This is a genomic window from Paucibacter soli (assembly GCF_037482845.1).
Taxonomy (GTDB): domain Bacteria; phylum Pseudomonadota; class Gammaproteobacteria; order Burkholderiales; family Burkholderiaceae_C; genus Paucibacter_B; species Paucibacter_B soli.
The window spans coordinates 256,141-275,659 of the sequence record NZ_JBBHJW010000002.1 but is presented as its reverse complement, the minus strand read 5'-3'; the positions used below and the strand labels follow the sequence as shown (position 1 = coordinate 275,659).

The window sequence follows — 19,519 nt, the reverse complement described above, 5'->3', positions numbered from 1 at the left end:
GCATACTCTCGGCCATGTCCACCCATGGCCTGCCCACCCTCGAACATGCCCGCGTCGCCGGCGCCTATGCCGCCACCGCGCTGGAGACGGCGCGCGAGCTGGGCGCCGACATGGCGGTCCTGCATGCCAGCTGTGCGCTGCCCCAGGAACCACAGGCCACGCTCAGCGTCAGGCAATACCTGACCCTGCTGGACTGCGCCGCCGCGCAGCTGGACGAACCGGCCTTCGGCCTGCAGGTGGGCGCGCGCATGCGCCTGGCCACCTTTGCAGGCTATGGCCTGGTGCTGTGCACCTGCGCCGACTTCCGCAGCGCGGCCGCGCAGACCTGCCGCTTCGAGGGCCTGGCCCATGACCTGGGCCGCTCGGAGATCATCGAGCAGGGGCCGCTGGCGAGCTACCGTTGGCATTCGCCCTGGCTGGCGCTGCCGGGCGGCCGCCACCTGGCCGAGAGCGTGCTGGTGGGCATACGCAGCTTTGCCGTCTGGCTGGCCGGGCGCGATCTGCCCGGCGTCGACATCGGCTTCACCCACGCCCGGCCCGACACGCTGACGCAGGCCGACTACGAAACCCTGCTGGGCGTGCCGGTGCGCTTCGGGGCCGCGGCCAACGAGTTGCGCTTCCCGGCCCAGCTGCTGGACGCCCAGATCGCCAACGCCGACACCAGCCTCTTTCCCGCGCTGGAGCGCCTGGCCCATGAGCGCCTGCTATCGCGCGAGCGCGAGGCCAGGCAAGGCCCGGCCATCGTTGGCCAGGTGCGCGAACGCATCCAGGCCCAGCTGATGCATGAGCGCGCCTCGCTGGCCGAGGTGGCGGCGGCTCTGCATCTCTCCGCCCGCTCGCTGCAGCGCAAGCTGGCCGAGGCCGGCAGCCCGCCCTTCAGCGAACTGGTGGATCAGACCCGGCGCGAGCTGGTGCAGCGCTATCTGCGCGAGCCCGGGCTCTCGCTCACAGAGGTGGCCTTTCTGCTTGGTTTTCGCCAGCAAAGCAGCTTCAACCATGCCTTCCGCGCCTGGTTCGGCTGCACGCCGGCGCAATGGCGGGGGCAGGCCGTCTAGAGACAGGTCAAGGCGATAGCCACGTTGGAACGTCGGATTTTTTTACATCTACCTCCGATGCCCGGCGCGCGCGAAATCTAAGCCGCTGTTTTTGCAAGCATCTTTTCAAGTGGCGCGAAAATTGCTCAGCCTAGATGTCTTCTTTGCCTTCTATCGGCGACGGGGAGGCTTGGCGGCTTGTGCCGCGCCTGGACGATTGTCAGGTGCGCTGCCCGGGTGGGTCGCGCGCAGTTGAGTTCAATTCAGTTTCCGAAAGGACTGTTATGTTGAAATTTCTCAGCCCTGTGAACACACCAGTCTTGCGCGCGGCCATCGCTGCGCTGCTGTCGATTGGTACCGCGGGGGCGGCGCAGGCCGCCACCCCGTTCGAGATGGACGTCTCCACAGCGATTGACCGAGGCATCAATTACCTCGCCACCGCTGGCGCCTTCAGCAATCCGAGCTCGGCGGGCGACGCATCCGGCCTGCCGATGCTGGTACTGCTCGAAAAACGCGCCAGCGGCATCGCCACCGACCCCCCTCAGGGCTATATCGGCGCCAGCGCCACCGATCAGGGTCGCCTGCGCACAGCGGCCGCGTACATCCTGGACCGGGCCAACGACACCTCCTTCTACGCCTACCGCGATGGCGCATGGATGTTCGCGTTGGCGGAATACGCCTTGACCGACGGGCCCGACAAGAGCGTGCTCGCGCCGGGGAATCCGGGCTATGAGACCATCAAGCAGACCATGGACAGACTGGTTGATCGCTCACTGGCGAACCAACGCAAGGCGGCCACCGGCTACCCGGCCGCCATCAACCAGGGCTACTGGTGCTACACGAATAGCGGTTGCGAAGACTCGTCGACGACGCAGTTCGTCGTCGCCGGCCTCGCCTCGGCCAAGGCCTTCTACTCGTCGGCCAAGAGCGGCGATGCCCCCTTCGCCGACCCGGCCCGGGTTGCTGCGATCGACGCCGCGCTGCTGCTCGCAAAGAACGCCTATGAACTGAACGCGAAGACCGGATCGGACAACGGCAGTTGCGCCACCATGACGGCGAGCGAACGTGGCCATGGCTACAACGCCAAGTCCTATAACCCGTCGCTGCAGCAAACGGCCTCGGGCGTGTATATCCAGCTGTTCGGCGGTTCGACCGTCAACACGCCGATGGTGCAGCAATACCTTGAATGGCTGCGCAACCGCTATCGCTGGCAGGACCTGGACAGCCTCGGCAACTTCTGGCCGGGCAACTCATGGGCCTACTACCTGTGGAGTTCGTTCAAGGGCATGGAGTTGATCCGCAAGTCGGCCATCGCCCCGGCCGCCGGCAATATCGGCCCGAACGATCTCGGCACCTTGCCTGCTGGCAGTCTGCCGGTTTGCGTGGTGCGCCAGGAAAACAAGGATCCCGCCTTGGTGGCGAGGCCGGCCAGTTTTGGAGCTGGTGGCGTTGGCTTCTACGCCGGCGAGCCCAAGGGCCAGTACTTTGACTATGCGCACCAGATCATTGGACTGCAATGCGCCAATGGTTACTTCGGTTGCAACGGCTCCCCCGGCGCCTGGGAAACCTGGTCGCATCAATCGTATCAGTTGCTTGTTCTGCAGCGCTCCACCGGCGGTGGTTGCGTTGATACCGATGGCGACGGCGTCTGCGACGCTGTTGACAATTGCCCGACCGTTGCCAACCCGGACCAGAAGGACAGCAACCGCAACGGTATCGGCGACGCCTGCGAGCCCCCGATCGCGAAATGCGACGTGGATGGCGACGGCGATATCGACTCCGTGGACATCTTGCTCATTCGCGCCGGCGTCGGCCAGGTTCCCGTAGCCGGCGACAAGCGTGACGCGGACGGCGACGGCAAGATCACCGGCCTTGACGTGCGAGCCTGCACGCTCAAGTGCACCCGCGCCAAGTGCGCCACGAGCTGACAACAGATGCCTTCAACACCTCTCACATCCAAACATTGAAAGGTATCGTTTATGAAAGCCCTACTCTCCTCCATCAGCCTGGCCGCGGCCGCCCTGTGCGTGTCGATGCCGGCCAGCGCGGGCGTCGTTGTGAGCTTTGCGCCCTCCACCTCGCATATCGGCATCGGCGACTCGGTGGTCATCAACGTGTCCATCAGCGGCCTGGGCGCCGAGATCCTGTCCTTAGTGGACCTCAACTTCATGTTCTCTAGCACCGCGGCCACGCGTTCCATGGCCGATTTCAGCTCGATGCGCAGTGCGCTAAACCTGGGCACCCCTGGCGATGAGTATTACGACGAGGACGTCAATACTGCGGCCGAGTTTGGCATCTTCGCCCACACCTGGTTAGACGATGCAACCATGGCCGCGGGTCAGGCCGATAACTTCGTGCTGGGCTCGTTCACGATGTTGGGGGCCTTCGATGGCGTGACGAAGATCTCGCTCGGACCCGATCCAGATTTCGAACGCCTCTTCGTCGGCCTGAATGCCGCCCGCCTGGATGTCGCGATCGGCTCGGCCTGCATAGGCGTGGGTAACGGCAAGTGCGAAGTGCCGGAACCTTCCAGCTATGGCCTGGCCGGGGTGGCCCTGCTGGCAGCGGGTATGGCGGCCCGCAAGCGTCGCCGCTCGGACGCCTGCGCCTGAACCGGCGGTTTGTCCGTCAACCGAAGGGCCGGCACTGCCGGCCCTTTTTATTGCATGGCTGCGAGCCGGGCCGGCAGCGTCAGCTGGCCGTCCACCCGGAAATGGCGGTCACCGGCACGATCACGGTCTCGGTAAAGCGCTCGAACGGGGCCTGGAGGCGGCGCACGGCATCGATGTCGGGCGCCTCCAACAACGTGTAGTTATGCGACTGGTCGATGGCGGCCCACTCGCCGCGCAGGCTCACATCGGCAGGGATGGCCGCGTAGAACTGCTTCGCAAGCGCGGCGAGTTCGCCGTACTGCGCGGCAGTCAGATCGGGGCGGGTTCGATTGGTGAGAAGGAACAGCATGGCGTCAGTCTCCAGGTTTGTTGCCACGGCCAAGCTTGCGCCAGATCAACCATCCACCAACCGGCAGCAACATGGGCAGCAAAAGGCCGGGGCCGAGCGGATCGCCGGGCAGCAGCTGGGAGCCATTCAGCGCGAGCGCGCCAGCATAGATCAAGTTACCTGCGCCGCAGCTCATCAGGAATTGCGGCCAGCTGAGGCGTGCCGCGCCGGCGGCGAAGGTCAGCGCCTCCGCCAGCACCGGCACGGGCCGACTCAGGAATAAGGCAGCCAATGTCGGCGCATCAGGTAATGCACCCATGCGCGCGCGCAGCAGATGGCGGCTTGCTCCATACGCGAGGCAATGCCCGACCATCATGCCGGCAAACGCTGCAGCGCAACCCGCGCCAAAACCGAGGCGCGCGCCAAGCATGGTGCCGACGATGCTGGACGGGATGGGCAAGAGCACATCGGCCGCAAGCAGGCCGGCGCCAAGCAGCGCGAAGTGCAGGGAATTGGCGTCGTTGGCGGACAGCCAACGCTCGCCGGGCAGTTCGCCGATAACGGCGAAAGGGAGCAGCGGCACACAAATGGCTGCAGCGAGAATTAGCGCGGCCCGGCCGCTTGTTCGTGGCATGATCATGGCACCATAGTAGAACTTCCCCATGGACGGCTCGGTCCGATTTTTCCCAGGGGACGCAACACGCTGGAATAGGGGAATTGCCGACATGATCATGCTCTCAGGCTCGCCGGCGCTGAAGGTTCGTGTGATGTGCGAGGGGATCCGCTACACGGCGGCGCTAGGCCAGGCGGCCCTGCACTCGATGCCCAATTACTACCCCTACCGCTTCAAGGAGGGTGAGCATGACCCGACCGGCCGAGGGATCGCCGCCATCCCCTATCTGATCAACACGGCGGATGGCACCGAGATCCGCATCCTGGGCAATGGCGACTCGCCATGGCATGTGGAAGGCGACTCACAACAGGGTTATCTCCTGGTCGACGATCGCGATGGCCAGCGCGTGCCGATCGAGTTCGAACCGCTGCGGCCATGGTTGACGCAGAAGACGGCGGACGGCATGCCTTTCGCGCAAGCGGGCGTGACGACGCACGGTGACATGCTGGTGATCAACGTCGCACCGGGCTGTGAGTACTTCCTCCACAAGCACGATGGTGTGTCCATGCGCTGCGGCTTCTGTGCCTATGGCGCGCCCGATGAACGCACCGTGCATCTTGGCCAGAAGACGGGTCAGGTCGAGATTCCGCCACCCACGCTTGAGCGCATGAGCGAGGCCTTGCGCGCCGTGATCGATCAGACCGAGATCCGTCACATCTACCTGGTGGGCGGGTCGCTCACCGACGCGCGCAAGGAAGGCGAGCGCTTCCTGCAGCTTGCGCGCTACGTGAAGCAGGTGAACACGCGCGGCATCCCGGTCGCGCTCGGCTCCGGCGCGCTGCCCGACGACCTGATTGCACAGTTCCACGCCGAGCAGCTGGTGCAGCATGTCTGCTTCAATCTGGAGATGTGGTCAGAGCCGCTGTTTGCAAAGGTCTGCCCCGGCAAGAACCGCTATGTGGGCTACCACCGATGGATAGCGGCGCTCGAGACCGCGGTGCGCCACTGGGGCCGCGGCAACGTCTACTCGGCCATGGTGGCCGGCATCGAGCTCGAGCCCGAACATGGCCTGGAATGGGAGGAGGCCGCGCGCATCGCCCTTGAAGGCGCGCAAGACCTCTGCAGCCGCGGCATCATCCCGATCTACTCGCTCGTCTGGCCGGTCGGCGGCCGCCAGCGGGCCGACTACCACGCCCGCATCCGCAACTATTTCGAGACGCTGAGCGCCGGCTACCAGGCGATCCGCAAGCGGCATGGGCTCGCGGTCTCGGACGGCTTTATGTGCCATCGCTGCGCCTATATGCAGCTTGAGTGCGATCTCGATCGTCATGCGCAGCTAGCGCCCGCGTGAGACGTCCGTTGTCTAGCAACTCGACCAAAGAGGGAAACTCATGGGCGTAACACAGAACGCGCAGCCCGCCGCAACGGCGCCGGATGCATCGTTGATCGTGCGGATGAGCACGGCGTATTGGGAAAGCCAGACGCTGCTGACGGCGAACCGGCTGCGACTCTTCGACTTTCTTGCCGATGGCGCCCGCTCTGCCGAGGAGGTCTCAGCCGGGCTGCAACTCGACCCTCGCAGCACGACCCTGTTCTTGCGTGCCTGCGTCGGGCTTGGCTTCCTCACGGAAACCTCCGGCCGCTTCGACAACGCGCCGGTCGCCGCCATATTCCTGGTCTCGCGCAGCCCTGGCTTCATGGGCAACGTCATCCGCTACAGCGATCAGCTCTACGCGACCTGGGGTGGCCTTGAGGAAGCGCTGCGCAGCGGCAAGCCGGCACTTCCCGCGCAGACCTATCTGGGCGACGACCCCGCGCGCACGCGCGCTTTCGTGCAGGCCATGCATGAGCGTGCCCAGGGCATCGCCCGCGCCCTGGTGGGCATGCTGGATCTGAGCGGCCGCAGCAGCATGCTCGACGTCGGTGGCGGGCCGGGAACCTACTCGGTGCTGCTCACCGAGCGTTTTCCCGGCCTGCACTCCGAGGTGCTTGAGTTGCCCGGTGTCGCAGCGGTTGCGCGCGAGCTCGTCGCCGCTGCGGGGGCGAGCGAGCGCGTGAGCCTGCGCGACGGCGATTACCACGTCGCCGATTTCGGCTCGGGCAAGGATGTTGTGCTGATGTCCGGGATGTTCCATCGTGAATCCGAGCTTGCCTGCCGCCGCCTGATCGAGCGTGCCGCGAACTGCCTGAACCCCGGCGGCCTGCTGGTGGTCAGCGATGTGTTCACCGATGCCGACGGCAGCCATCCGAGCTTCGCCGCGATGTTCGGCCTCAACATGATGCTGACCGCCGCCGACGGCGGTGTGCACGCCGACGCGGACGTGATGCGCTGGATGTCGGAATGTGGATTTGGCGACACACGCATGATGCCACTGCCGCCGCCGATGCCGCACCGGGTCGTGCTGGGCGTAAAGCAATCATGATGATGAGGCGTCGCCGGGGCCTGCTGACCCTCGCCGCTTGCTTGACCCTCGGCTGGTCCGCGACGCTCAGTGGCGCGCAGACGCCGGCAAGCCGTGTGGGCGAACTCAGGCCGCTGGGCCAGGACCGTTTTCAGATTGGGCGCATCGTCGTGGACAAGCGCGCCGGCCGCTTCAGCGTGCCTGGCCGCGTGCATGTGCTGGGCAAGCCGCTCGAATACCTTGCCACCAGCCCGGGCGGCCTGAAGGCCTACGAAACCATGCTGGAGCTCGACGCCAGTGGCAGCGAATTCAACCTCGCTTGCATCCTGCTCGGCCTTGAGCGCGACGCCAACGAGGTGCCCTGGCGCCAGTACAGGCAGGTGCCACGCCTGGTCGGCGCTCGCGTCGCCCTGTTCATTGCCTGGTCGGAGGGCGGCAAGCGGCGCCAGGTCTCGGCCGCGCAGGCGCTGCTCAATGCGGACGCCGGCGTGCAGCCCGATTCGGTCGAATGGGTCTACACCGGCTCCCCGGTATCGGAAGGCAATGCGCGCTTCGCGGCCGATGACACCGGCACCTTGATTGGCTTCGTGCATGACGCCAGCAGCATCATTGAAGCCGCTGCGCCCATCGGCATCGGGGCCTATGGATCGGTACGAGGCCATGCTATGGTGCCCCCTGTCGGCACGGCCATCGAACTGGTCGTCGAACTGGCGAGCGGCGCCAAGTGATGGTCTTGCGCTGGTGCATGCTGACGCTGAGCGCCTCGCTGCTGCTCGTCGCCCTGGGCGCGACGGCGGCAGAGCTGCAGCCTTCCGCCCAGCGGGTGGCGGTAACGGGCGTCGTCGGGCTGCTCGCACCGCTATTCTGGCCGGGCAACGCCGGCACGCCGGCACGCAATGCGATGCGTATCGCTGCCTGGTCGGGCGCCGCGGCCGGCCTGGCGGCCCTCCTGCTGCGCGGCCTCGGCCCACCGGCGCAGCCGCTTGCGCGCATCCTCGCCAGCTGCGCGATGCTGCTGCCCATCATGCTCGTGACGCATGCGATGCTGGCGCTGCTCGAGCGGCACTGGTGCGATATGTCGGTGGACATGCACGCCGCCCGCGAAATGGCCGGCCGCACCATGTGCGCCGCACTGGCCCTCCTGGGCACAGTGCCGCTGTGGCTGGGCCCGCTTGGCGAGCTGCTGTCGGCGCGTCATGACTGGCTCATCAATATGCTCGTTAGCACCAGCCCGCTCACCCACCTTGCGGTGGCCAGCGACAACGACTTGTTGCGCAATCAGTGGTTCTACCAGCACTCGAACCTTGCCAATCTGCAATTCTCGTATCCCGGCATTGCGACATTGAGCTGGTCCTACGGCACGGTCCTTTCACTGCTCGCGTGCATCGCACTGATGCAGCGGCGCTCGCGTCGACCGCTGGCCCGCAAGGACTCCTGCACCGATTCAACCCCGAAGGAGAACGCGCCATGATGATGAAGCGACATTTCCTGGCTGTGCTGGCTTGCGCCGCCATCGCCGTGCCCACGGCCCACGCCGCGGACGGGCTGGATCCGGCCCTGCGCGAGAAGGCACGGCGTGCGGTCGATGCGGGCCTGCACTATTTGCGCGGCCAGCAGGCGGCAGACGGTTCGGTGGCCAGGTCGGTTGGCATCACGGCCTTGTCGCTGCGTGCCTTTCTCGAAAGCCATCGAGGCTATAACGAAGGCGACGGCGCCTTCATCACGCGGCAGGTCGATTTCGTGCTCTCCAAGGTCCAGAGCGATGGCTCGATCAGCGAGTCGCTGCAGAACACCAGCTACAACACCGCAGTCTCACTGAATGCCTTGGCGGCAACGAAGAACCCGAAGTACGAGGCGGTAATCGCGGCCGCCCGCAAATTCCTGACCCAGCACCAGATCGACGAAGGGGAAGGCTACAAGCAGGACCACCGCTACTACGGCGGGATCGGCTATGGCGGCGATGAGCGGCCCGATATGTCCAATGTCTACCTCGCCGTGGAGGGTCTCAAGGCGGCATCGACCGACCCAAAGGATCCCGTGTGGCAGAAGGCGCTGGTGTTCGTGAACCGATCGCAGAATCGCAGCGAGAGCAATGACCAGAAATGGGCCGGCAACGACGGCGGCTTCGTCTACATGCCCGGCTGGAACCCACCCGAGTTCGAGAACGGGACCGGGTCCTACGGCGGCATGACCGCCGCTGGCCTGCTCAGCCTGCTGTTCGCCGGGGTGGACAAGAACGACCCGCGTGTGCAGGCCGCCTACAAGTGGATGACGACGAACTACACGCTCGAACTCAACCCCGGCACGACCAAGAAGCACGGCCTGTTCTACTTCTACAACGCCTTCGCCAAGGTGATGACGGCCTATGGCGAGGACAACTTCACCGATGGCAAGGGCCTCAAACATAACTGGAAGCGTGAGCTCGCCGAAAAGCTTGTCAGCCTGCAGGGCGCGGACGGCAGCTGGTTCAATCCCGATTCAAAAGCCTGGTGGGAAGACAAGCCGCAGTTGGTCACCGCCTGGTCCGTGATCGCCCTCGAACACGCGCTCAAGTGACATAGTGCTGCGCCGCCTGCTGCTGCCGCTCGGACTTGCGCTGTGCGGCATCGCGCAGGCGGGCCAGCAGCAGCCGCTGCTCGACCTGACGGTAACGCCGGCCTGGCAGGGCTGGAGCCGGCCCGGGCGGGCGACCGAGCTCGACATCCGGCTGAGCACAAGCGCCCCGACGCGAGCAAGGCTCGAACTGCTGGCCGGGCAGCAAACCCTGAGCACCGAGCTCGAACTCCAGCCCGGCAGGGTGCAGCGACTGCATCTTCCGCTGGGCCCCACGGTCGGTCGTGCCACCGTCGTCGCGAGCGTCACGACTGCCACGACGCCGGCCGCGCCGCCGCTGCGGCACGATATCGAAATGGCGCAGTCGGAGTCGCCCTTGCTGGGCCTGGCCCTGGTGGGCGAGGCGGGGCTACAACTCGAAGGATTTCACGCCGTCGCACTGGCGGCCGACGACCTGCCGCGCAATGCCTCGGCCTATGCCAGCATGGATGCGCTGATCCTGGACGCAACGACACTTGGCGCGCTCGATCAACGCCAACTCGGCGCCTTGCTCTCGCATGTGGCGCAATGCGGCCGTGTCGTGGTCTTGAGCACCGAAGCTCAGGTACGCCGCGTGCTGGACGGCATGGCGGGCTGCTCAGGGCAGGCGCTGATGATGGCGCCATCGCTGCGAGAGGCCAGGCGCCAGCTCGAAGCGTCACTGGCGGCGCGCGTGCCGGTGGCGGGTGCCGACATCGGCACGCTGGCACAGGCGGATCAGCTCGGCTGGCAGCGCGTGAGCCTGCTTGTCGCCTTCTACTTCGCCGCGGCGGCCTTGGCGCTCATCTACCTCGCCTCCCGGCCGCTGCTGTTGCTGCTGACGCCCGCACTGGCCACCGTGGCGGTGCTGGCGCTGCTGCCCGTCATGCCGTCCGCCGCAGAACTCGTGGTCTGGAGCGAGGGCGAGACCGGCGTGCCCGTCGCCCGCTACCAGGCCTGGCAGCGCTTCCCGGGCCGCGTGCGCGAACGCAGCCGTGTGCCCATCCCGCCGCAGCTGGCATCCGCCGCGCAGCCCTGCGACGCCAGGCAGGCGATGCAATTCGACTACGACGCCAGCCGCGCACAGCCTAGCCATGCCGAGTTCGAGACCCGGCTGTTCCACCAGGTCTGGCTGTGCTATGCGGGTAGCTTTCCGATCGCCAGGGCGATCGCGACCCAACGGCAGCCCGACGGTGTGCAGCAGGTCCGCAATGCCGGCACGCGCGCCTGGCCGCAAGGCTGGCTGCTGCTGACCGGCCGCGCCCATGATTTGCCAGCCCTTGGTCCCGGTGGCAGCGCGCTCGTCGGCACGCCGACCGCCCGGCCGCCGCGCGACGGGGTGATTCGAACGGCGCTGGCGCGCACTCCAGCCGGCGCCGCGGCCGCGCTGTGGGAGCTCGAACTCGCCGCGGTTGCGGACGCACCGCTTGCATCGCAAGGCTGGCTTCTCGTCGGCATGCCACCGCCATGAAAGAAGAAGCTCTGCCCCTGCATCGACAGGCCGCGACGACAGGCCTGGCAGTCGCCGCGGCCATCGCCCTGTGGTGGCTGGGCAGCACCCGCCTGGCCCTGGACAGCGGCGCGAATCCGGGCCGCAGTGCGCAGGCAGCGCTGCAGGCGCTGCTGCTTGCGCGCGGGCTCGCGCTTGCGCTGCTGAGCTTGCGCGCGAGCGCCCTGCACGGTTGGCGGGCGGGCGCATGGGCTGCGTTCGCGCTGGTCGCGCCGGCCTGGCCGGTGGTGGCGCTGGCCTGGTCCGCCAGCACCGCGCCGCTGGTGCAGCTGCTGGGCGCCGAATGCCTGCTGCTGGCCGGATGCCTGGCATTGCCGCTGCTTGGATGGGGCTTGCGTTGCGCGCTGCGCGGCAGGGCCGAACTTGCCGAGCTGCTGGCCACGCTGGGCGCGGCCGCGCTGGCGGCGTCATGGTGGTTCGCGCTGGGCCCGGCGGGTCATTGGCCCCTGCTGCGCTACTGAGTTGGCCATGCTCACCCCCTCCTCTGTGCAGACCCTGCTCAAGGCCGTGCGCCGGCATTTGTGGCGCCAGCGATGCATCGCGGCCATCCGGTGCAGCATGTGGAGCTCGTCCGGCCTGATGCTGCTCGTGGCGGCGCTGCACCTGAGCATTCGAGCCCTGCCCGTCGAGGCCCTTCCGCTGGGCCTGGCCCTGATCTGGCTCGCGGCGCTGGCCTGGGCGGCCTGGCAACGGCCCGCCCTGCCGGCCTGCGCCATCTGGGCGGATTGCGAGCTCGGCGGTGCATCCGCGTTCAGCACCCTGCTCGAAGCAGGGCCAGACGCTCATCCGCAGGCACTGCGCTGGCTTGAGCAATGGGCCGTGGCGCGGGTGCCGCAGGGCATGAGCCAGCTCGCCCAGCGACCGGCGGCGACGCCGTGGTTGCGCGCGCTGCTGTCCTTGGCGGTCTGCGCAAGCTTGGCCGCCCTGGTGCTGTCGCTGCCGAGCCGCGCGCCTGCCGCGCGGCCCGGTACTGCCCCAGCCTCGACCACCGTCGAGCCCGCCCTGGCGCTTGCCGACCCGGCGGCGGCCGAGGCGCCGGATGCGGCGCAGCGGCTCAACGATATCGCTGGCGCCTTGCGCGCCTCCGCCGCGCGGGCGGTGGCCGAGCGCCGCGAGTCCGGCCCTGCGCCGGCGTCGCAGGCCGGCAACAGCACAGACGCGCCAGCATCCGCACCGGCCCGGGCCGACGCCGAGCAGGCATCGGCCAGCGCAGCGCAGGCGAGCCCGGCGCTCACGGCAGGGGCAGGTACTGGCAATGCCTCGGGGCGCGAGGCCGGTTCCGGCCCGGGTGTTCCTGGCGCGAATGAAGCGCGCGAGGCGCGCATCGATGCTGGCGGCGCGCGACCTCGGCAGGGTAGGATGAACACGCAAGAAAAGAAAGGATCGGCGTCGAGTGCCCGCGCTGCAGCGAGCGAACTGCAGGCCGACATGGACGGCCTGGCCAGTTACGAGCCGGCCAGGCCCGAGGCGCAAGGCGCTGCGGTGTCGCGACTCGGGGAAGCCGCGGCCGCCACCCCGCCTGCGGCCCTTGCGGGCACCGAACTGAGCCCCACCGAGACGAGCTATGTACAAGCATGGATGAAAAAGTCGAGCGGACGAACACGATGAGTGCGGCAACCGTCGCCGATAGCGCCTACGCCGACGCCCATCGTCGACTGCAGGATGTGCGCTCACTGCTAACCCGCGTGATCGTCGGCCAGGAAGAACTCGTCACCCAGCTGATCACCGCGGTATTCGCGGGCGGGCATGTGCTCATCGAAGGGCTGCCCGGGCTCGGCAAGACCCACCTCGCCAAGGCGCTCGCCGCTGCGCTGGGGCTGCAGTGGGCGCGCGTGCAATGCACGCCCGACCTGATGCCTGCGGACGTCACGGGCGCGGAGGTCTACGCCACGGCGGCGGGGGGCGCGTCGTCCTTCGTGTTTCGGCCCGGCCCGGTGTTTGCGCAGCTCGTGCTGGTCGACGAGATCAATCGAGCGACACCCCGCACCCAGGCCGCCCTGCTGGAAGCGATGCAGGAAAACCAGGTCACGCACGCGGGTGCCACCCACCGCCTGCCGCGCCCGTTTTGCGTGCTGGCAACGCAGAATCCGATCGAGCTCGAAGGCACTTACCCGCTGCCCGAGGCGCAGCTGGACCGCTTCATGTGCAAGCTCACGGTGCCCTTTCCAAGCCGCGCCACGCTGCGCGAGATGTTGGAGGTGTCGCTCGATGCCGAGCCCTCCGACACGCTGGCGCCGATCGCCGGCCCCGCCGATGTGCTGCGCATCACCGAGCTCTGCCGCACGGTGCTGCTCGGTGAACGCTGCAAGGACGCGGCGGTCGAGCTGATCATGGCCACGCAGGCGAGCGAGGGGGGTGGCGCATCCGGCCCCTCCGACCAGGCCCGCCGACATATCCGCTACGGTGCGAGCCCGCGCGCCTTGCAGGCGCTGATCCGGGCCGCGCGCGTGCGCGCGCTGATGGCGGGGCGCTCGCATATCGACGTTGACGACCTCGCGGTGAATGCCCTGCCGGTGCTGCGCCACCGCATCCTGCTGCGTCTGGAGAGCGAGCTCGACGGGCTCGACGCGGACGGCGTGCTGTCCTCGATCATCGACGGATGGCAACGCCGACTCTGATGCGCGCCGTGCTGCCCAGCGAGGCGGAGCTGCAGGTGTTCGCGTCCGCCGTCGCGCAGTTGTTGATCGAGCGGCTGGCACGCACGCAAGGTGCGCGCACCGTACGCCGCAGGGCTGGCATCGGCAGCCAGTTTTTCGATCACCGCGACTATGCACCGGGCGACGAAGTGCGGCATATCGACTGGCGGCAGACGGCGCGTCGGCGGCGGCCCATCATGCGCCGCTTCGAAGCCGAATCGGTGTCCGACTGGACCCTGCTGCTGGACCTCAGCTCGTCGATGGCGGCGCATGGCGGCGCCAAGTGGCGGGCCGCGGTCCGCATGGGTGCGGCCTTGAGCTATGCGCTGCTCCAGCTCGGCCATCGGGTGGGCCTGCTGGCCTTTGGCACGCGCGTGCTGGCGCAATGCCCGCGCGGCCGTGGATCCCAGCATTACGCTGCGATCGCAGCCCTGTTGTCCAGCCTGCAGCCGGCGCGCAGCGGCGAGCGTTCCGAACTCGGGGTTTGCGCCCAGCATCTGCACGGCGCCGCATCGGTCTTCACGCTCAGCGACTTCTTGGCGGACGCGGAGATGTGCAGGGATCTGAGCGCATTGCGCCAGCGCTGCACCGCCCTGCATGTCGTGCAGCTCAGCGATGGCGCCGAGACCCGGCTGCAGGAGGCGGGTGAGGTCGATCTGCTGGACGTCGAAACCGGCGCGCGCATGCCCATGCTGGCCGGCGCAGAGGCGAACCGGCTCGCCGCAATTGAGCGTGCGGCGATGACGGCCCGGCTGCGTCGTTTCTGCGCCAGCAGCGGCCTGCCATTCACCGACTGGGACGTCGCCCTGCCCTGGCAGCAAGGCTTGCTGCAGCATCTTGTGCAGGCGCGTTCGCAATGCTGATCAGCCTGGTCGCGCCGGTGTTTCTGCTCGGCCTGGGGCTGCTGCCGCTGATACGCTGGCTGCATCGGGGCGGGCGCCACCGTCGCACCCTGCCCGTCAGCCATCTGGGCCTGTGGCGCGGCGCGACCGCTACCCAGAGCATGGCAGGCCTGCGCCGCCCGCCCGACCCGGCATGGCGCCGCCGCGCGCTCCTGGCAGCGCTGCTCTGCCTGGCGCTGGCCGAGCCGCAGCTGACGGCGCCACGCACCCTGCTCACGCTGTGGGTCGATGACTCCATCAGCATGTTGACGCGCGAGGCGCAGGGCAGCCGGCTCAGCGAGGGTCTGGCCCAGGCGCGAGCACAGTTGGCCGAACTCGGGGCCGCCGCCGACGTTGAGGTCCGCACGCTCTCGCAGCCTTGGCTCAAGCAGGACGCGCTCACCGCGGCGAGTGCCGCAGGGATTGCCGCCGGCGCCGCGCGCCAGACACCCCCAGCAGCGCCGCCGGCGGCCCTGTTGCATGGCGAGCGCCAGCATTGGCTGCTGACCGATGGCGCCAATGCCGCGCTACTCGACTGGCCCGAGGGCCGGCGCCCGGACCGCATCATCCAGGTGGGCGATGTCCAGCGTAACGTCGGGCTGGAGCGGCTGTCGGCGCGCCGCAGGCTGCAGGATCCGGGCAGTTTCGACCTGCTGCTCAAGCTCAGCAATGGCGGCAACGCCGCCGAGACGCGGCTGCTCGTGATCGCGACCGAAGCGGGCGAGGCATACCGATCGACCCAGCATATCGATGCCGGCGCAGCGGTTCTCGTGCATGCGCTGATACCGGCCGCGGCCCAGGTGCGCGCGACGCTGCAACCCGGCGATGCGCTTGTCGAGGACGACACCCTCCAGCTCGATCTGGCCGCGCTGCGCCGACATCGGGTCGCCACCGACCCGGCCTGCCCCAGTGCGCTGCTGGCCGCGCTGGCCACACACCCTGCGCTGGCGCTGGCGGCCGAGGACGCCAGCGATGTGGAGGCCCAGCTGGACTGCGGCTCGCGCCGCGCGAACCAGGGCCGGGCAACGCTGCGCGTGCTTGCGGACAGCCTGCCGCAGCGGCTGCCCGGCGCGCTGCAATGGTCCCCCGCCCTGGCCGAGGCGCGGCGCAGGGGTTTCGACATCGCCCGCCCTCAGTTGGCGGCGCGGCTGCAGGCCCAGCCGGCGGATGCCGTCCTGCTCGCGCTGGGTGGCTCGCCGCTCATCATCGAGCGGGCTGGCGCATCACCACTGATCGAAACCTCGCTGGACTTCACCGCGGCAGCGCGCGACCCGGCGATCCCGCTGCTGGTGAACCTGCTGTTCGAGCGCTTGCTGGGCCAGCGTCTGCTCGACGCGACCGCAGTCACCGAGCGCGGCGCGAACGCGTCCAGGGTGGTGCCGGCGGCGCGCGCCAGCGCGGCTGCCACGGCCGGCGCCCAGTTGCCCAGCGCCGCGCGCATCGAGCAGGAGTTGGCGCGGCCCTTGCTCGCCATCGCCCTGCTGGTGCTGCTGTGGGAAATCGGCGCCCTGGCCCAGCAATGGCTTCGCCTGCGCGAGCAGCCAGGGCGGGCGGGGTCCGCATGAGCGCGGCCAGGACCCTTGCCGCGCTGGCCCTGCAGATGGCGGCGCTGGTCGCGCTTGGCCTGGCCCTGCTGGGTCACACATGGCTGGACCTGCGCCACCAGCCGCGCGTGTGGGTGCTGGTGGATCGATCGCAAAGCATGCCGCGCGCGGAGACCGACCAGGCCATCGCGGCGGTCGTGCAAGCAGCGGCAGCTACGCAGGACTTGCAGCTGCTCGAATTCGCCGGCAAGCCTGACGCGCCGGCCGCGGCAAGCAGCGCCGCAGCGTCCGCCCTCGATCCGTTGGCGACCAATATCGAGGCCGCGCTGGAAGCAGCCCTGGCCGCCCATGCCAAAGCGCCGCTCGCGGGCGTCGTCGTGATCTCGGATGGCCAGGAGAACGCGGGCGACCTGGCCCGCGCCTTGCGGGCCGCGCGCGCGGCGGGCCTGCCGCTGCAGTGGCTCGCGGTGGGCCGAACGCCGCCGCCAACCCGCATCGCCGAGGTGCTGGCGCCGCACCGCGCCCTGCTTGGCCAGCGTCTGCAGCTCACGGTGCAATTGGCCGGTGCCCTGGACCCGACGCTGCGCATCCAGGCCAGCGCGCGCAGCAGCAAGGGCGATATCCAGACCGCCAGCGGCCAGGCCGATGCGGACGGCCGGGCGACGCTAGAACTCGAGGCCAGCCACAGCGGCGCCATGCTCGTCGATGTGATGCTGCAGGAGGACGATGGAGGCGCGCTGCGTGCTCTGGATGCCCAGACGGGCGCCGCCGTCATCGACGTGGCACCGCGCGCCTCGATGCTCTACGTGCAGGGGGCCAACGGCGGCACGCTGGCGTCCAGCCTGCGGCGGGGCGGCTGGGCGCTCGACGTCGTCGCCGCGGCGCGGCTTGATGCCCTTGCCGACGGGCTCGACGGCTACCGCGCCATCGTGCTGGACAACGTTGCCATCCAGGATGCCGGCACACGCTTCTGGCGTGCGCTGGTGGACGCCGTGCAGCAGCGCGGCCTCGGCCTGATGGTGCTGGGCGGCGAGCGTTCCTTTGCCTTGGGCGGCTACCGGCAGTCGGCGCTCGAGTCGGTATTGCCCCTGCTGTCGGAGCCGGCGTCGCTGGATCAGCCGGCGGCAATCATGTTCGTCGTGGACAAGTCGGGCAGCATGGGCCAGTCCAGCGGCGGTGTGGATCGCTTTGCACTCGCCCAACGCGCGGTGCGCGAGACCGCGCGCGAGCTCAGCGGGCGCGATCAGCTGGGCCTGCTGGTCTTCGACGTCGCGCCGCGCCTGCTGCTTCCGCTCGGCGACGCCGCGGCCGGCACCCTGGCCATCGAGCGCGATTGGCAGACCAGCCCAAGCGGCGGCACCAAACTCGCACCGGCGCTGGAAGCGGCAATTGGCGAACTCGAACGCGCCGGCGCCGCGCGCCGCATGCTGGTGGTCGTCACCGACGGTTTTCTCGATGATGCGCCGCTCGCCGAGCTGCGCGCGCGGCTCGAACGCGCGCGCATCGAGACGATCGCGCTGGCCGTCGGGCCGGATGCCGACGTCCAGGCCATGCGGCGGCTGATTGACCCGGCAGCGGGTCAGGTGCTGCATGTGGATCAGGCCGCCGAGCTCCCGCTTGCGATGCGCGCGGGGGTCGAGCGCCGTCGGGCCCGGGTCGAGCGTGGAGCTATCGCCGTGGCGCAGCGCGCCGCCCTGCCGTTCGCGCCCGAAGCGCTGCAGGATTGGCCCGCCGTTGCGGCCCACCACGTTACCCGCGCACGTGCCGAGGCCGTGGTGGCGGTGCAGAGCGAGCGCGGCGATCCGCTGCTGGCCTTCCAGCGGGTCGGTCGCGGCCGCGTGGTCGCGCTGAGCTGCGGACTGGGGCCGTGGACCCCGCAATGGCTGGCGTGGCGCGCCTGGCCGCGCTTGGCCGGTGGGCTGGCCGATTGGATCAGCGGCACGCCGCCAGGCGGGGCAGCGGCGCTGACGGTGAGCGATCTGCCGCTCGGGCTGCAGCTCGAGGCCGAGGTCCCGCCCGGATCGGACGCCGGCATCGCCAGCATGGCCATCGCGGTGACCGGCCCGGGCACGCCGGGCGAACGCCGGCTGACCATGGACCTGGTCGCCCCGGGACGCTTGCGAGCGACGCTGCCCGACACGGCCCCCGGGCTCTACACCTTGCTGAGCACGACGCAGCAGGGTCTGCAACGCCAATTGCACCTGCGCCGCCAGCGAGCCGAATCCGAAACCTGGGGCCTGAACCCGGCCTTGGATAGCTGGCGCAAGGCGGGGCTCATCGCAGCCTGGCGGCCGGGCTTGCCGGCGCCGGATCGCGAGCAGGCGCCGCGCCCGCCCGATCGCACGCTGCTAGCGCTGGCCCTGGCGCTCTTCGTGGCAGGCGTTCTGCTCGACCGGCTGGGCGTGGGCGCCGCCAGAACAACGGCGCGGGCATGGCTGCAGCGGTGGCGAACACGCCCGCGCTAAGGCCACACAGCGCAGGCCTCAGCTCCAGAACAGCACGCGCTCAAGCGCCTTGTCCAGCGCCAGAAACCCGCCCATCGTGATGCGTGCCTGCGGCCCGCCGACGCGGCCGACCCGGTGCAGGCAGCGTCCGGCGGCCAGCAGGAACAAATCCCCGGCCTTGGTCACGAAGCGCGCGCAGTCATAGCGCGCCTCGATGGCCGGCAGGTCGTAGGCATAGCCATTGGGCAGCTTGGGCAGGTCGCCGGCGTCCGAGGTGGCACCGTAGACGAAGAGTTCACCGCCCTCCTGTGGGGCGCGCAAGGTGGCCACATGGCTGATCAAGGTTCGCGTGTCGAGCCGCTCCGACAGCTCCCGGTACAGCTCGAGCCGGTAGTGGTAATCGTGATGGATGCCGATCTGTTTGCCGTCGACCAGGCGGCGGATGGTGAAGGGCACATACGAGCGGCCGTCGCTCGCACGCGGCACCTCAACGGGCCGCCCGCCCGAGAAACGGCTCAAGGCGGCGCGGATCTCGGCGCTGGCATCGAAATCCGGTTTGAAGACCGCAGCGGCAGCGCGGGCATGCCTGGCCGCGCTGCCGAGGTAGGCCTCCAGCGACGCGCCCAGCGGCGCCTGAAAGGTCGGCGTCGCCGGGTTATCCGTGCCCAGCAGCTGCAGGTCTTCCACCGGCATCTTCGCGTTCGGGCGCGACCAGTCGAGCGCATGCGTGTCCGCGTCGAGCCATGCTCCCGCCTCGGCCAAGGTCGCGGCATCGAAGGCACCCCGGACAAGGATCACATCAAGAGCGTCGTCATACATATCCTCGATGCCGTTGGCGAGCCCGGCAAGGTCGCGCGCATCGACGTCCAGCCAGCGGACCGGCCGGCGCGAGCTTGGGTCTGCAGGGAGTGAAGGGACTGGTGTGGGCATGGCCAAGGCCTCGC

At 68.8% G+C, this 19,519-nt stretch carries 18 protein-coding genes; 15 read left to right on the top strand and 3 right to left on the bottom strand.

Going from position 1 to position 19,519, the window contains the following annotated elements; genetic code table 11:
• The first annotated feature begins 14 nt into the window (after positions 1-14).
• From WG898_RS05985 to WG898_RS05975, 3 genes are all read left to right on the top strand, one after another.
• Positions 15-1,055 (top strand): AraC family transcriptional regulator, encoded by a 1,041-nt coding sequence (locus WG898_RS05985; RefSeq protein ID WP_339601851.1) that lies wholly within the window; start codon positions 15-17, stop codon positions 1,053-1,055.
• Positions 1,056-1,318: 263 nt separating this feature from the next.
• Positions 1,319-2,962, top strand: coding sequence for a thrombospondin type 3 repeat-containing protein (locus tag WG898_RS05980; RefSeq protein ID WP_339601850.1), 1,644 nt, complete (start codon positions 1,319-1,321; stop codon positions 2,960-2,962).
• A 51-nt stretch (positions 2,963-3,013) separates the two neighbouring features.
• The gene (locus WG898_RS05975; protein ID WP_339601849.1) at positions 3,014-3,646 is read left to right on the top strand and encodes a PEP-CTERM sorting domain-containing protein; all 633 of its coding nucleotides are present in this window, start codon (positions 3,014-3,016) and stop codon (positions 3,644-3,646) included.
• Positions 3,647-3,725: 79 nt separating this feature from the next.
• On the opposite strand, the gene WG898_RS05970 is transcribed toward WG898_RS05975, so the two are convergent.
• Both WG898_RS05970 and WG898_RS05965 read right to left on the bottom strand, forming a co-directional pair.
• The gene (locus tag WG898_RS05970; RefSeq protein ID WP_339601848.1) at positions 3,726-3,995 is read right to left on the bottom strand and encodes a DUF3303 domain-containing protein; all 270 of its coding nucleotides are present in this window, start codon (positions 3,993-3,995) and stop codon (positions 3,726-3,728) included.
• A gap of 4 nt (positions 3,996-3,999) precedes the next feature.
• On the bottom strand, positions 4,000-4,707 hold the full coding sequence (locus tag WG898_RS05965) for a hypothetical protein (RefSeq protein ID WP_339601847.1): 708 nt from the start codon (positions 4,705-4,707) through the stop codon (positions 4,000-4,002).
• Between WG898_RS05965 and WG898_RS05960 the strand changes: the two genes are divergently transcribed.
• Genes WG898_RS05960 through WG898_RS05905 form a run of 12 tightly spaced genes read left to right on the top strand, consistent with a single transcriptional unit; the run spans position 4,700 to position 18,596 of the window.
• Complete coding sequence (locus tag WG898_RS05960; RefSeq protein WP_339601846.1) at positions 4,700-5,938, top strand: radical SAM protein; 1,239 nt, start codon at positions 4,700-4,702, stop codon at positions 5,936-5,938. The two genes, WG898_RS05965 and WG898_RS05960, sit on opposite strands and share 8 nt — an antisense overlap.
• A gap of 40 nt (positions 5,939-5,978) precedes the next feature.
• Positions 5,979-7,010, top strand: coding sequence for a methyltransferase (locus WG898_RS05955; RefSeq protein WP_339601845.1), 1,032 nt, complete (start codon positions 5,979-5,981; stop codon positions 7,008-7,010).
• Positions 7,007-7,717 (top strand): YdjY domain-containing protein, encoded by a 711-nt coding sequence (locus WG898_RS05950; protein ID WP_339601844.1) that lies wholly within the window; start codon positions 7,007-7,009, stop codon positions 7,715-7,717. Before WG898_RS05955 ends, WG898_RS05950 begins: the two co-directional genes overlap by 4 nt.
• Before the next feature lie 17 nt (positions 7,718-7,734).
• A complete protein-coding gene (locus tag WG898_RS05945; protein ID WP_339601843.1) occupies positions 7,735-8,460 on the top strand; it encodes a hypothetical protein in 726 nt (241 codons plus the stop codon).
• Entirely contained in the window at positions 8,457-9,545 is a 1,089-nt protein-coding gene (locus WG898_RS05940; protein ID WP_339601842.1) for a prenyltransferase/squalene oxidase repeat-containing protein, read from the top strand. Before WG898_RS05945 ends, WG898_RS05940 begins: the two co-directional genes overlap by 4 nt.
• 4 nt (positions 9,546-9,549) lie before the next feature.
• Complete coding sequence (locus tag WG898_RS05935; RefSeq protein ID WP_339601841.1) at positions 9,550-11,031, top strand: hypothetical protein; 1,482 nt, start codon at positions 9,550-9,552, stop codon at positions 11,029-11,031.
• Positions 11,028-11,531: a hypothetical protein gene (locus tag WG898_RS05930; RefSeq protein WP_339601840.1), complete on the top strand. Its 504-nt coding sequence runs from the start codon at positions 11,028-11,030 to the stop codon at positions 11,529-11,531. Before WG898_RS05935 ends, WG898_RS05930 begins: the two co-directional genes overlap by 4 nt.
• A gap of 7 nt (positions 11,532-11,538) precedes the next feature.
• The gene (locus tag WG898_RS05925) at positions 11,539-12,678 is read left to right on the top strand and encodes a hypothetical protein (protein ID WP_339601839.1); all 1,140 of its coding nucleotides are present in this window, start codon (positions 11,539-11,541) and stop codon (positions 12,676-12,678) included.
• Positions 12,645-13,688, top strand: a complete 1,044-nt coding sequence (locus WG898_RS05920; RefSeq protein WP_339601838.1) for an AAA family ATPase — start codon at positions 12,645-12,647, stop codon at positions 13,686-13,688. Before WG898_RS05925 ends, WG898_RS05920 begins: the two co-directional genes overlap by 34 nt.
• Entirely contained in the window at positions 13,670-14,569 is a 900-nt protein-coding gene (locus WG898_RS05915) for a DUF58 domain-containing protein (RefSeq protein ID WP_339601837.1), read from the top strand. Before WG898_RS05920 ends, WG898_RS05915 begins: the two co-directional genes overlap by 19 nt.
• Complete coding sequence (locus tag WG898_RS05910) at positions 14,563-16,152, top strand: hypothetical protein (RefSeq protein ID WP_339601836.1); 1,590 nt, start codon at positions 14,563-14,565, stop codon at positions 16,150-16,152. The genes WG898_RS05915 and WG898_RS05910 overlap by 7 nt, the downstream gene beginning before the upstream one ends.
• Positions 16,149-18,596, top strand: a complete 2,448-nt coding sequence (locus tag WG898_RS05905) for a VWA domain-containing protein (protein WP_339601835.1) — start codon at positions 16,149-16,151, stop codon at positions 18,594-18,596. The genes WG898_RS05910 and WG898_RS05905 overlap by 4 nt, the downstream gene beginning before the upstream one ends.
• 18 nt (positions 18,597-18,614) lie before the next feature.
• Here WG898_RS05905 and WG898_RS05900 read toward each other — a convergent pair whose 3' ends face one another.
• Entirely contained in the window at positions 18,615-19,505 is an 891-nt protein-coding gene (locus tag WG898_RS05900; protein ID WP_339601834.1) for a 2OG-Fe(II)-dependent halogenase WelO5 family protein, read from the bottom strand.
• Positions 19,506-19,519: the final 14 nt, after the last annotated feature.